The 12,001-nt window shown below is 63.7% G+C and carries 10 protein-coding genes; 1 reads left to right on the forward strand and 9 read right to left on the reverse strand.

Annotated features, from left to right (window positions below; all coding sequences use genetic code 11):
- Nucleotides 1-3 precede the first annotated feature (3 nt).
- The 5 genes from NCR37_RS26265 to NCR37_RS26285 form a co-directional block, all read right to left on the reverse strand.
- Complete coding sequence (locus tag NCR37_RS26265) at nt 4-948, reverse strand: dihydrodipicolinate synthase family protein (protein ID WP_250475733.1); 945 nt, start codon at nt 946-948, stop codon at nt 4-6.
- Between the two features lie 237 nt (nt 949-1,185).
- Nucleotides 1,186-2,472: an FAD-dependent oxidoreductase gene (locus NCR37_RS26270; protein ID WP_250475734.1), complete on the reverse strand. Its 1,287-nt coding sequence runs from the start codon at nt 2,470-2,472 to the stop codon at nt 1,186-1,188.
- Nucleotides 2,469-2,738 carry a 2Fe-2S iron-sulfur cluster-binding protein gene (locus NCR37_RS26275; RefSeq protein ID WP_502800596.1) on the reverse strand — a complete coding sequence of 90 codons (270 nt, stop codon included), beginning with the start codon at nt 2,736-2,738 and terminating at the stop codon, nt 2,469-2,471. Before NCR37_RS26275 ends, NCR37_RS26270 begins: the two co-directional genes overlap by 4 nt.
- The gene (locus NCR37_RS26280) at nt 2,731-3,963 is read right to left on the reverse strand and encodes an NAD(P)/FAD-dependent oxidoreductase (protein WP_250475735.1); all 1,233 of its coding nucleotides are present in this window, start codon (nt 3,961-3,963) and stop codon (nt 2,731-2,733) included. Before NCR37_RS26280 ends, NCR37_RS26275 begins: the two co-directional genes overlap by 8 nt.
- On the reverse strand, nt 3,945-4,904 hold the full coding sequence (locus NCR37_RS26285; protein ID WP_284507035.1) for a 4-hydroxyproline epimerase: 960 nt from the start codon (nt 4,902-4,904) through the stop codon (nt 3,945-3,947). Before NCR37_RS26285 ends, NCR37_RS26280 begins: the two co-directional genes overlap by 19 nt.
- 297 nt (nt 4,905-5,201) lie before the next feature.
- Here NCR37_RS26285 and NCR37_RS26290 point away from each other — a divergent pair, with 297 nt between their 5' ends.
- Entirely contained in the window at nt 5,202-6,371 is a 1,170-nt protein-coding gene (locus NCR37_RS26290; RefSeq protein WP_502800597.1) for a branched-chain amino acid ABC transporter substrate-binding protein, read from the forward strand.
- A gap of 63 nt (nt 6,372-6,434) precedes the next feature.
- Here NCR37_RS26290 and NCR37_RS26295 read toward each other — a convergent pair whose 3' ends face one another.
- The 4 genes from NCR37_RS26295 to NCR37_RS26305 form a co-directional block, all read right to left on the reverse strand.
- Complete coding sequence (locus NCR37_RS26295) at nt 6,435-8,156, reverse strand: dihydroxyacetone kinase family protein (protein ID WP_250475737.1); 1,722 nt, start codon at nt 8,154-8,156, stop codon at nt 6,435-6,437.
- 266 nt (nt 8,157-8,422) lie between these two features.
- Nucleotides 8,423-9,055 carry a 2-hydroxychromene-2-carboxylate isomerase gene (locus NCR37_RS26300; RefSeq protein ID WP_250475738.1) on the reverse strand — a complete coding sequence of 211 codons (633 nt, stop codon included), beginning with the start codon at nt 9,053-9,055 and terminating at the stop codon, nt 8,423-8,425.
- A gap of 145 nt (nt 9,056-9,200) precedes the next feature.
- Complete coding sequence (locus NCR37_RS28645; RefSeq protein WP_350029099.1) at nt 9,201-9,416, reverse strand: flagellar biosynthesis anti-sigma factor FlgM; 216 nt, start codon at nt 9,414-9,416, stop codon at nt 9,201-9,203.
- 523 nt (nt 9,417-9,939) lie between these two features.
- Nucleotides 9,940-11,643 (reverse strand): methyl-accepting chemotaxis protein, encoded by a 1,704-nt coding sequence (locus tag NCR37_RS26305; protein WP_250475739.1) that lies wholly within the window; start codon nt 11,641-11,643, stop codon nt 9,940-9,942.
- Nucleotides 11,644-12,001 lie beyond the last annotated feature (358 nt).

The following is a 12,001-nucleotide window of genomic DNA, read 5'->3' on the forward strand; positions in this document are numbered from 1 at the left end:
TGCTTACGCACTGACTTCTTTCGACCAGCCGGCATACCACTTCCGGAACAATTCGAACTGCGTTTCCGCGTAGCGGCGTTGCGCTTCGCTGAGTACATCGGTTTCGTTGAAATGAAACGTGTATTCCTTGTCGCCGTTGAGCACCATCAGGTATTTGTAGTACAGCACCAGATCCGTGCCTTCGTCGAACGATGAAAGCACTGCAAGCGCGCTTTCGAGTTCACGTGCCTGGCGACGCGCCGTCACGTCTCCATCGCTGGCTTTGCGGCACAGATCGACAAGATGCAGAACTTCGCGCGGCAACGCATTGCCGATGCCGGTAATCGCGCCTCGCGCGCCGCAGTTGACGAAGCCGTGAAACACCTGCGTGTCGACGCCCACCATTAGTGTGACGTTCTCGTCCTGGCTGGTGATGTTCTCCGCTGCATAACGCATGTCAGCCGCACCGCCGAACTCCTTGAACCCGATCAGGTTCGGGTACTTCGTCCGCAACTCGAAAAACAGATCGGCGCGCGTCGCGAAGCCGTAGTAAGGGCTGTTGTAGATCACTGCGGGAAGCGCAGGCGCCGCTTCCAGAATGGCGGCGAAATGCGCCTTTTGCGCGGCGGCCGAGGCGCCCCGCGACAGCACGCGCGGGATGACCATCAGGCCGCTAGCGCCGACCTTCGCCGCGTGCGCCGCATGCGATACGGCTTCCCGCGAATTCACCGCACCGGTGCCGACGATAGTCGGAACGCCGGCATCGACGAGACGCGCCACGCCTTCCTGACGCTGCGCTTCGCTGAGAAGCGGCCAGTCACCCATCGATCCGCAGTACACCACTGCGTTCATGCCGAGGCCGACGAGCTCGCGCGCTTTGGAGACGAGCGCGTCGTAGTCCGGCGTGCGCTCAGCCGTGCACGGCGTCATGAGCGCCGGAATGGTGCCCGTGAAAATGTTGTTGCCCATGTTGTTGCCCTCGACATTCGGTGACTATGATTCGTTGATTGAACTCGCCGATACAGCTGGCGATATGCCGCAGTATCACAAGCCAGAAGGATTCAGGCTTGCGTCGATTACTGAGAACCAGTGACGAAATTGGCACAGCGACGCATAATGTGCCGATTCGACTCGCTAAAGCGCGCGGTGAAGACCGGCTCGGCGATAGTTGCAGGCAGCATTGCGTTGTCTTTCATGTCGGAGCGCTCATTGCGCGTGATCGACAACCAGAGGCGACTCGGCCTCCAGTAGCGTTGCTATGCGCGCCGGCACGAAGGGCGGACGCTGCGCATCCGGCTTCCAGCCGAAGCAGAACGCAGCCGCTTCGCCGCAGATTTTTCCTTGACAAGGCCCCATGCCGCAGCGCGTGTGCAACTTCCCGTCGCGCCACGAGCGATACTTCGACGCATCGCCGAAAGCGACGTCTTCGCATCGGCACAAGATGGTGTCCGGCTGCGCTAACGTGCGAAGCCCAGGATTCAGCGCGAACGCCTCGTGCATGCGTCGCGCGAATTGCCGATAAGCGTCGCGCGCCGCGAAAAGCGCCCGCGCTCGCTCGCGGTCCCCCACCGCCGCGAGCGCGGCTATGCGGCCTTCCAGCGCGGAAAGCTCCACGCCGCCCACGCCCGTGCATTCACCCGCAGCGTAGACATCGGGCACGGAAGTGGCCTGCCATTCATCCACACGTAACGCGGTTTCGAATCGTCTCTCGACAACCTCACAGCCAAGCGCGATGCCGACCTGAACATTCGGCACGAGTCCATATGCGCAAGCGAGGCGATCGCAGTCGATGCCCATGTCTTTCTCGCGATGACGCACGCGCACGCCCGTAACGTGCGTCTCGCCGCGCGCTTCCGCGACGTAAGCGCCGCGATAATACGGTGTCGCGCGCAGATCCAAGCGCATGCGCGCCGCCTGCAAAAGCTTGGCGGGCGTCTTCAACAGGCCGGCGGCGAAGCGCCGAACATGGCTCGACGAAGCCTGCTCGACGATAGCCGCGACCGTCGCGCCGTGTTGACGCGCCGTGATGGCCGCGGCCCAAAGAAGCGGCCCGGTGCCCGCAATCACGATACGCTGCCCCTCGACCGGCATGCCGCCCTTGATCAACGCCTGCAAGCCGCCCGCGCCCGTCACGCCCGGCAAGGTCCAGCCGGGATACGGCAGAAAGCGCTCGCGCGCGCCTGTCGCCACGATCAGCTTCTCATAGCCGACGCGATAGCCGCGCGCAGCATCTTCGACGAGCAATGTCTTACCGGGCAACGACTGCACCACGCGCTTACCGCAAAGACGTGCGATGTTCTTATGCCGAGAAAGCGCGTCGATGGCGGCGCGCGCCGGGCCTTTCGGCGCGTGTTGCGGCCCTTGCCGCCAGATCTGACCGCCGGGCAGCGCGTTATCGTCGATGATGGCGACCTGCACGCCCGCTTCTGCCGCGACGCGCGCCGCATGAAGTCCCGCTGGACCCGCGCCGATGATAAGGACATCGAACTTCATTTCATTACGCCTTCCGTTTCCACCGACATGCCCTGTGCGCACAACGTCTGACAAGCAAGCCGATGCCGCACGCCATCGATGGTCACTCTGCATTCCTGGCAGAGGCCCATGCCGCACAACGGGCCACGGGCGTCACCGCTCACCGAGCGTCGCGTGACGAAACCCGCGCTACCCGCGGCGAGCGCCACGGCCGCCAGCACCGAGCTGCCGCTCGCTACGCTCAAGGCGCGTCCATCGATATGAACCGTCAACGATCGTTCAGACATGCACGGCTCCGTTGTTGATGCCACCTGTCGCGCGGCTCGTCTGAAAACGCGACGGCAGGTACGGCGTCGCGTCGATCGGCAACTGAAACGACGCGCCCGTCATTTGCGCCGCGATCAGCTTTGCGGTGGCGAGCGCCGTCGTCACGCCGAGTCCTTCGTGTCCCGTCGCAATCCACACCGGAACGCGCGCCGCATCGCCGCTAACGAAGTGCGCAGCCGGGCCGATGAGCGGCAAGCCGTCGAGCGTCGCGGGTCGGAATCCGGTCCACGCGCGGATTGCGTTGAGCGTCGGCAGCCGGGGAAGATACTCGCTCGCGCGACGAAGCATGCGCGCCATGATCTCGGGCTCGACGGTCGAATCTACGCTGTCGAACTGCCGCGACGAGCCGATCAACAATTGCCCGGTCGGGCGCGGCTGCACGTTGAACGCCACCGACGTACCGCTCGCGTTGTGCGCGCTCTTGATATAGCCGAGCTCGAGAATCTGATGCCGGATGGTGCCCGGATAGCGATCCGTGATGAGCAGATGCCCCTTCTTCGCCTGCATCGGCAAATCGGGCATCAACTCGATGGCCTGCAAGCCATTCGCGACGAGCACCGCGCCCGCCGCGATGACTTCGCCGCTCGCAAGCACGACGCCTTCGCGCGTCAATCGCGCGACCGATGCGTCTAGCCTGCAACTCACGCGGCCTGCGCCCAACTCGACGGCCGACGCGTCCGCGATCAGCCACGAAGCCGCGGCCGGCGCGTAAACAACGGCGTCGTCGGGGACGATCATGCCGCCCCTGAAACCCTCGCGCAGTTCGGGCTCCGCTTCGCGCAACTGCTGCGCATCCAACATGTCGCATGCGATATTTTCGCTTGCGAGCGAATCACGGCGCTTATGCGCGAGATCGTATTCTTCGTCGTCGGCGGCAACCCACAGCGTTCCGCAGCGCACGAAAGCCTGACGCTTGTCGAGACGCGGGGCGAGGTCGAGCCACAACTGACGCGACCACGACGACAGCGCAAATTCAGCGGGCGTATCGTCCATCACGACGACGTGGCCCATGCCCGCCGCCGTCACGCCCCCGCCGATTCCCGCGCGATCCAGCACGAGCACATTCATGCCCTTGCTCGTGAGCTCGCGCGCGCACGCCGCGCCGACGATGCCCGCGCCAATCACGATCACATCCGGGCAAGCATGTCCCGAGACGGCACTCGCGTTCACGTGCGAATGCCCCACGCGAACGGATCGTCGCTCGAAAAGACGAGCTTCGCTTCGGCGTTCACGTGCGCGGTTCCGCGAATGCTCGGCCGCACGCGTCCCGCCGCGTGATCGCCCATGCTTTCATAACGCGCCTCGAACACGCTGCCGACGATGCTTTCCTGCCGCCAGAGCGCGCCCGGCGCAAGCACGCCATCGGCCGCGAGGCAGGCGATCTTCGCGCTCGTGCCCGTTCCGCACGGCGAGCGGTCGTACGCCTTGCCGGGGCACAGCACGAAGTTGCGGCTATCGACACCGGGCGTTGTCGAATCGGCGAACAGTTCGATGTGGTCGATGACCGCGCCGCCTTCGCCCGTGATGCCGTTTGCTTCCAGCGCCTCGCGGATCGCCCATGCAGCGTCTGTCAGCGGTTCGACGCGCGCGAAATCCAGCGCCTGGCCATGATCGGACACGAGGAAGAACCAGTTGCCGCCCCACGCGATATCGCCGTGCACGCGCCCGAGACTCGGCACGTCGAGCGGCACTTGCGTACGGTAACGGTACGCAGGAACGTTGTGCACGGTGACGCTGAGATCGCTATGCAATTCGGCTTCGACGATACCGACAGGCGTTTCTATGCGATGCACGCCGGGCTGGATGCGCCCAAGATGCGCGAGCGACACGACGAGCCCGATGGTGCCGTGACCGCACATGCCGAGAAAGCCGACGTTATTGAAGAAGATCGCGCCCGCCGAGCAGGATGGATCGTGCGGTTCGCACAACAGCGCGCCGACGATCACGTCCGAGCCGCGCGGCTCATTGACGACACCCGCGCGCACGCGATCGTAGTCCCGGCGAAAAATCTCGAGGCGTTCGGACAGCGGACCGCGACCGAGATCGGGGCCGCCCGCAATGACGAGTCGAGTCGGCTCTCCGCCGGTGTGGGAGTCGACGACTTCGATGTGAGTGAGTGTTTTCATGAGGCAATGGTAAGCGCGCGCACTGCCAGCGTCTTGGCCGAACGCGGCTGCGCGAATGATGAAATCGGCATAGCTCCATGTGCCCGAAACCCGGCTAGTCATAGGCGCATAGCGCCGCTGCCGCTCGAACGCCGCGCAACTATGCGGATTTCTGCATCGCCACTGCTTATTTCCCGCAAGACGCGGTGATCTTAGGCTTCGTATATTTGTGCGCGCCGCCTGGACGGCGCCGATGAAGCCAACAAAGAACACGACGCTTCGACTTACACACTACGACACACGATCAAACCAAAGAGGATGCCTGAGACAATGAAAGTCGCCACTTCGTACGTATCGGCCGCGCTGGTTGCGTGCTCCACCTTCGCCAGCGCGCCGTACGCGCTCGCTGCGTCGGCATCGCCGCAGAACGTCCAGATCGGCTTTGCGGCGCCGCTCACTGGCGGCCAGGCGCACTACGGCGCAGATTTTCGAAGCGGCGTCGAGCTTGCGATTGCAGACATGAATGCGACCAAACCGGTCATCGGCGGTCAGGCCGTGCAGTTCGTGCTCAACGCGCAGGACGACCAGGCCGATCCGCGTACCGGCACCACGGTCGCTCAGAAGCTCGTGGACGACGGCGTGGTCGCCGTCATCGGCCACTACAACTCGGGCACCAGCATTCCGGCCGCGCCCATCTATGCGAAAGCGGGCATCCCCGAAGTCGCGATGGCGACCGCGCCCTCCTACACGCGGCTCGGCTTTCCGACGACGTTTCGCCTGCTGACATCCGATACGCAACTCGGCAGCGTGCTCGGCGAATACGTCGCGAAGGGCCTCAAGTACAAGCGGCTCGCCATCGTCGATGACCGCACCGCGTACGGCCAGGGCGTCGCCGAAGAGTTCGCGAAGGCAGCGAAGGCGGCGGGGGCTACCATCGTCGATCAGGAGTACACAACAGATAAGGCGGTGGATTTTCGCGCGATTCTCACGAAGATCAAGTCCGCTGACGTGGATGCGGTCTTCTACGGCGGCGCCGATACGCAAGCCGCGCCGATGCTGAAGCAAATGCGCTCGCTCGCGATCAAGGCGGTGCTGATCGGCCCGGACATGCTTCAGTCCGATAACCTGATCAAGATCGCAGGCGGCGCGGCTGAGGGCACGCTGGCCGCATCGGAAGGAAGCCCGCTTGCGCAGATGCCGGGCGGCAACGCGTTCGCCGAGCACTACAAGGCGCACTTCAGCAAGCCGGTGGAGTTGTACGCGCCCTATGCGTACGACGGCACCATGGCCGTTTTCAACGCGATGAAGAAAGCGGATTCCACCGATCCGCGTGTGTTCCTTACTGCGCTCAAGAGCACGAACATGAAGGGCGTGACCACGAGCGAACTGTCGTACGACAATTACGGCGACCTGAAATACGGCGGCGTGACGGTCTATAAGGTCGCCAACGGCAAGTGGGTGCCGTTGCAAACGGTCGGCACGAAGTAACGCAAAGGCAGTGGCCGCGCGCTCGGGTAAGCGGCCACCGTTGGGTGAATGTCAGTGGCGCGATCAGTCAATCGCGCGTTGACCAGCACCGATATGCGGCAACAGCGCCGCGAGCCAGAGCGAGACCGCGACTGCGCCTGCGTCCGGCGAACCGACGGCGCGCGTGCCCAAGTAACTCGCGCGCCCCGCCCTCGGCGTCATCTGCGCGGTGTTCTGCGCGCCCTGCTGCGCCGCCGACACCGCCGCTTCCCACGCGCTATGCACGGGGCTGCCGGAAGTCAGCGCCTCTTCATAGGCGGACACGGCGGGAAAGAGCGCATCCAGCATCGTTCGATCGCCTGCTTTCGCGCCACCCAAATCGCTGATCGCCTCGACTGCCGCTCTGAACGCGTGCGCCCAGTCCAGCGCCGATGCCTCGCCGATCTCTGCCAAGTACCGCGACGCGCGCATCAACGCGGTCGCATAGAACGGCCCCGAACTGCCCGCGATGGCGCGGCGCAGAGCCACGCTCAGCGCTGCGAGCGCGCCCGCAGGCGTGCGAAGATCGCTTTCGCTCACTTCGAGCAGGGCATGCGCGGCGCGCGTCATGCTCGCGCCGAGGTCCCCGTCTCCGGCGACGGAATCCAGTTCGGTAAGCCTCGGTTCGTTTTCAATCAACGCATCCGCGACGGATTGAAGCGCTGCTTTCATGGCGCGCGTCCATTGACTCGGCTCGTCGTGCGCGGCCGCTGCGGTCGGGGACGGCTGCGCAGGACCGTCGATGCGAATGTCGCGGTTGACCATGCCATCACGGGGCCATGCACGCGCTTCAGTCGGCGCATCCAAGAGGTTCAGCGTTGCGTCGTCCACCCGCAGCAGCGAGACGGAGCAGCCCGGCATGTCGAGCGCCGAGAGGAAGGTTCCGGCCCACGCGCGCTCGATTTGAATACCTCGTGCAGCAAGATTCTCGTGAGCGGCTCGCAAGACGATGTCGAGCTCCATCTGCGGCGTGCCGCCGAGCCCGTTGACCAGCAACGCGACTCGCTCGCCGCTCGTGAGCGCCAGTTCATCGACGATGCTTGAAATGAGCACGTCGCACAGCGCATCGGCGGGCAGCATCGCGGTACGCTCGACGCCTTTCTCACCGTGGATGCCGAGTCCCAATTCGATCTCATCATCGCCGAGCGTGAAGCCCGATTTGTCGGCACCGGGAATGGTGCAGCCATCGAGCGCGACGCCCATCGTGCCGAGATTGGCCGCCGCGAGGCGCGCAACGGACGCGACTTCATCGAGTGTCATTCCACGCGCAGCCGCCGCGCCCGTGACCTTGTGCACCAACACGGTCCCTGCGATGCCGCGCCGACGATCGCGCGCCGTCTCATCGCGCAATGCAACGTCGTCGGCCACGACGACGACCTCGACCGGGATGCCCTCTGCGCGCGCCAGTTCCGCGGCGAGACCGAAGTTGAGGCGATCGCCCGTGTAGTTCTTGACGATGAGTACCGCGCCGCGCGAACCGGCGGTGGCGCGGATCGCGGCGAGCACGGCGTCTGTGGACGGTGACGTGAACACTTCGCCGCACACCGCGGCGCTCAGCATGCCCGCGCCGACGTAGCCGCCATGTGCGGGTTCGTGGCCGCTGCCGCCGCCCGATATCACCGACACGGGACGGTCCGTGGCTTCTGTCTGCTCCCGTCGCACGAGCACATTTTCAGCGCCGAGAATCGCGACGTGGGGCGCTTGCCGCGCGACGCCTTCGAGCATTTCGCGCACGACGTCATGCGGGCTGTTGATGAGTTTCTTCATGGCACTCTCTTGTGGCAGTCAACGGTGGCCCACAGTTTGCCGCATCGGGCAATCCGTTGCTGCGACGGCGAAGCGCTTGCGTTCGATTAGCCGGCGGCGTGTCTCGAAGAGGCGACCACGCGCTGAACGTTGCAGCGCCCTCCTTCAAGGCTGCCGAGGAATAGAGGTTCGATGACTTTCGCGGCCCCGCGCACATGCGACGCGAAGGCGGTCTATGCCTGGTGCTTCGAACGACTCCGCGTCCACTGCAATGGCGCCGCTTCCTTTCACCCGCTCGATAAGCGCCTCACTCCGACCTCGGTTCGCGCCGCCGCCGCATACGCCGGTTCATCGAAAAGCGCTGGCCGCGAGATGAAGTCCTCGGCCCACTCGAGTGCATCGCTTCCCCAGAACAGCCGATCTCGCAACATCAAGGTCGGCACGCCGAACACGCCGAGATCGATCGCGCGCTGCGTGTTGTCCCTGAGTTGCCGTTTGACATCGGCCGAGCCGACGCGCTGTTCCGCATCGTCGACGCCGAGTCGGTTAGCGAACGCCTGGAATTCGACTTCAGGATCGCGCCCGTCCGCGAAAACGAAGCCGAGCGCTTTGCCGACATCGACGGTGCGCGCGCCCAGCGATACGAGCAGGCGTTGTGCGGCAAGCGGATTGAACGGATGACGCGGCGGCATCGCGAACGGGACGCCCTGGCGTCCCGCGAGCCACACGCAGAACTGATAGGTGTGAATGCGCTTCGACGGAAGCTCGGCCGGGCCCAGCGTGCCCCAATGCTTGAGAAGCGCGGCGAAAAGAATGGGCACGGGCTGAATGTCCAGGCGATCCCGCAACGCCTCCAGACGTTGAAAAGCCAGATAAGAAAACGGAGATACGACGTCGAAAAACCACTCGGCCTTTTCCATCTTCACGCTTCCGGATTCGTCGAATGATGGTCATTATCGCCGGATCAGGACGAGGCTGCCATCCGCAGATTCCCGGCGCTCCGGCTACGCGTTGGCCGTGCGAGCCGGCGCACGTTGGCCGTGTCTCCCTGCTTCCCGGCTCTTTTCAGCGTGATGCCGTCGACAGCCTCTGCCGTATGCTACTCAGCATCCGGTTGGCTATAGCGGCGGAATCGAGTCTGTAGGCACCGGCTTTCAATAGCATTTTGATGAATCCGACTTTGGCTGTATTGACGTCCGATGGCGCGCAGTGACTAAGGTTCGTTGCACGCGGGACATTCATTCGACCGGGCTTGTCTGCGCTGTCGTTCTTACGAGTCATTATGGTTTGGTCTCTCGCTGGCTTGTGCTTCGCTTAACGGTGCCTGCGTCGAAACCTTTACCCGTGGATGCGTGGGCATAGTGACGAATCGGCCATCGCCGGATCAATTCTCAGTGCCTGGAGGGTGCGAGGTCTCGTCGTCGGCCAGGCCCAATGCCCAGCGCAAATCGCGCACGAATTCGAGCGAGACACGAGTCCACTCGTCGGTACCCGGGCGGCAGTCGCGCGGGTTCCTTCGTCCACGAGCTCGACGAATGATCTCGATGCTAAGACTCAACGCGCGTGCCTCGTCTCTGAGCGAGTCGTCGTCGAAAGCGGAATGGTTGTCTACCGTATCCATAACTTGGTTGTCGCGCGAGCGTTTCGATGAATTCCGGCGCTCGCAAGCCGTCGAGCGAACTGCTATTCGATCGCGTGAATTCATCTGGTTCGAAGCAATACGCGAAAGCCGCCTCTTACGCGAAGGCGCCATCGATGTCCTTCAGTCGACGGCGTGCTCGCTTTACCCGTACACCGCGTAACCTCAGAACGTCGACCAGTCTCCGTCAGTCGCGGAACTCGACACTGCCGCAGCAGCGACCGATGGCTTCACCGCGCGCGCGACGACCGGCGCTTTCTTGACCGGCGCAGGTCGCGTCGTCGGCCTTCGTTCGCGGTCGATGGATGCCGTCGTTGCCCCGGCGAGCGCGTGCGCCGTGCGGAACACAGCAACCGCTGCGCTCAATTGCTTCGCCTGATCTTCCATCGAACCCGCCGCTGCCGCCGCTTCCTCTACGAGCGCAGCGTTCTGCTGCGTGACCTCGTCCATCTGTGAGATGGCTTGATTCACTTGCTCGATGCCGCGGCTCTGCTCATGCGACGCGGATGCAATGTCGCCCATGATGTCGGTGACGCGCTGAATGGCGGTGCCGACGCGCTGCATCGTGTCTCCCGCCCTCGCCACGAGCTCCGTTCCCGCCTGAACACGGCTGCCGGACGTCTCGATCAGCTCCTTGATCTCCTTAGCGGCAGCCGACGAGCGCTGCGCGAGGCTGCGCACTTCACTCGCCACCACCGCGAAGCCCCGGCCTTGTTCTCCCGCCCGCGCGGCTTCGACGGCCGCATTCAGCGCGAGAATATTGGTCTGAAACGCGATGCCCTCGATCATGCCGATGATCTCGGCGATCTTCGCCGAACTCTCTTCGATGCCCGCCATGGTCTCGACGACCCGACCGACAATGGCGCTGCCCTCGTTGGCGACGGCGTTGGCGTCATCGGCGAGGCTGCTCGCCTGCGTGGCGTTTTCTGAATTCTGCTTGACCGTCGTGGTCAGTTCTTCCATGCTCGCGGCGGTTTCCTGAAGCGAGGCCGCTTGCTCCTCGGTACGCGACGACAAGTCCGTATTGCCGGTCGCAATCTGCTTGCTGGCGCTCGCGATTGCTTCGCTGCTCGACCGAACCGTTCCGACCGTGGCGGCCAACTTGTCCTTCATCGTGGCGACGCCCGCGAGCAACTGCCCCATCTCGTCGTGCGTCTTGATGGACACGTCATGCGTGAGATCGCCAGTGGAAATGTGTTCGAAGTGCTTCAGCGCTTCTGCAAGCGGCGTCATGATGGCCCGGCGCAGCAGGAACCAGCCGAACGCTGCGGCAGCGATGCCAGCGAGCAGCGCCAGCACCCCGAGCGTGCGCAACGTCGATGCGTGCGCGTCGTTTTCCGCTTCCTGGCGGACGGCGTCGGCAAGCTGGAAAGACTTCAGCTTGTCGAACGCTTCGACACACCGGTTATAGGCGGCGGGCAAATCTTTGAGCGCGAGGCGAGAGACATTCTCCTTATCGCCCGCTTCGATTGCTGCGCCGAACTTCTCGATGACTTCGCGCATCTGGGCGCGAGTGGAGACGACGTCCTTTGCCAGTGCGTCCTCGTCGGCTCCGCGAGGAATGGCGTTGTACTTGTTGTACCACTCGTCGGCCTGGCGCATGAATCCATCCGCGCGTGCCCGCAGTCCGCTGGCGTCGGGCGCGGTGGGGTCCAACGCGTAACGGTCGAGCGACAGCCTTGCCCGCGCGGTGAAATTGCTCGATATGCCGAGTGCGTTGACGGCTGGAAGCGAATTTTCGGCGACGTCTCTCGCCGATGCGTGAATCGCGCTGATACCGTACAGCCCGAAGCCCACTGAAAGAGTCAGCATCAAACCGAGGAAAGCCATGGTGAGCGCAAGCCGCGCCCGAATTGAGAGGTTGTTCATCGTGCTTTGGTTGTGGCGCGTGAGGAATGCGATACGGCAGTCGCGCGTGCTGCCGCTAATCGAATAAGAGCGTCAATGCTTATCGGCAGCGCGGTCGGACAATTCAGTCATTTTGCTCACGCCACTCTCTATTGCCGTGCTCAGAAGGGATAAGTGACCGATCGGACGTTTTTGTCGGCACTGTGCTCAATAGAGGCGTGAGAGCGGCACGGGCGATTAGTTAGTCGGGGCTTGAGCCGTCGGCTCGCCAACAGTCTTCGTCTCGTACGTCGACGTTCAAGGACGCGCTGACGTTAATCTCACCTTTGCCGTGCTGCGTGTCCTGACGACCTATGCAGCGAATCCTGCAAATCTCGAC

This window comes from Caballeronia sp. GAFFF1 (genome assembly GCF_023630705.1).
In the GTDB taxonomy this organism is placed as follows: domain Bacteria; phylum Pseudomonadota; class Gammaproteobacteria; order Burkholderiales; family Burkholderiaceae; genus Caballeronia.

Excerpts from the sequence above, each read along its gene's own strand:
- NCR37_RS26275 (WP_502800596.1), bottom strand. The coding sequence starts at position 2,738 with ATGTCTGAACGATCGTTGACGGTTCATATCGATGGACGCGCCTTGAGC.
- NCR37_RS26300 (WP_250475738.1), bottom strand. The coding sequence starts at position 9,055 with ATGGAAAAGGCCGAGTGGTTTTTCGACGTCGTATCTCCGTTTTCTTAT.
- NCR37_RS26270 (WP_250475734.1), bottom strand. The coding sequence starts at position 2,472 with ATGAAGTTCGATGTCCTTATCATCGGCGCGGGTCCAGCGGGACTTCAT.
- NCR37_RS26265 (WP_250475733.1), bottom strand. The coding sequence starts at position 948 with ATGGGCAACAACATTTTCACGGGCACCATTCCGGCGCTCATGACGCCG.
- NCR37_RS28645 (WP_350029099.1), bottom strand. The coding sequence starts at position 9,416 with ATGACTCGTAAGAACGACAGCGCAGACAAGCCCGGTCGAATGAATGTC.
- NCR37_RS26305 (WP_250475739.1), bottom strand. The coding sequence starts at position 11,643 with ATGAACAACCTCTCAATTCGGGCGCGGCTTGCGCTCACCATGGCTTTC.
- NCR37_RS26290 (WP_502800597.1), top strand. The coding sequence starts at position 5,202 with ATGCCTGAGACAATGAAAGTCGCCACTTCGTACGTATCGGCCGCGCTG.
- NCR37_RS26295 (WP_250475737.1), bottom strand. The coding sequence starts at position 8,156 with ATGAAGAAACTCATCAACAGCCCGCATGACGTCGTGCGCGAAATGCTC.
- NCR37_RS26285 (WP_284507035.1), bottom strand. The coding sequence starts at position 4,904 with ATGAAAACACTCACTCACATCGAAGTCGTCGACTCCCACACCGGCGGA.